At 71.8% G+C, this 616-nt stretch carries 1 protein-coding gene; it reads left to right on the forward strand.

Annotated features, from left to right (window positions below; translation table 11 throughout):
* Window positions 1-616, forward strand: a 616-nt coding sequence (locus JF781_RS28130) for an HNH endonuclease signature motif containing protein (RefSeq protein ID WP_225341377.1), incomplete at both ends; no start/stop codon positions are given.

A 616-nucleotide genomic window follows, 5' to 3' on the forward strand; every position in this document is an offset into this window, starting at 1 on the left:
CGACAAGGTGGTCGCGCGCGCGGACGTCGATGCGGTGCGCCGGCGCCAGGAGCGTGCGGCCGGCCGCGAGGTGTGGATGGCCGACATGGGCGACGGCCTGGCGCATGTGGAAGCCACCCTGTACGCCGCGGACGCCCATGCCCTGGACAAACGGTTGGATGGGTTGGCGGCCACGGTGTGTGTACATGACCCGCGCACCCGTGAGCAGCGCCGCGCTGATGCGTTGGGGGCGTTGGCCGCCGACGCCGATCGGTTGGGGTGTCGCTGCGGTCGCCCGGATTGTGCGGCGGGGGGTCGGGCCGCGGGCCCGGTGGTGATCCATGTGATCGGCGCGCACGCTGTGCTGCAGGGTCGCGCATCCACGCCGGGTGTCGAGATCGGTGGCGAGGGATTGATCCCACCCGAGGTGGTTGCGGAGTTGGCGGCCTCGGCCCGGCTGGTGCCGCTGACCCATCCCGGCGATGCGGCCCCGGAGCCGGGGTATGTGCCCTCGAAGGCGTTGGCCGATTTCGTGCGGTGTCGGGATCTGACCTGTCGCTGGCCCGGTTGTGATCGCCCGGCCACCGCCTGCGATGTGGACCATACGATCCCGTACTCCGCCGGTGGGCCCACGCAT

It is taken from the genome of Mycobacterium sp. WUMAC-067 (genome assembly GCF_020217485.1).
Taxonomy (GTDB): domain Bacteria; phylum Actinomycetota; class Actinomycetes; order Mycobacteriales; family Mycobacteriaceae; genus Mycobacterium.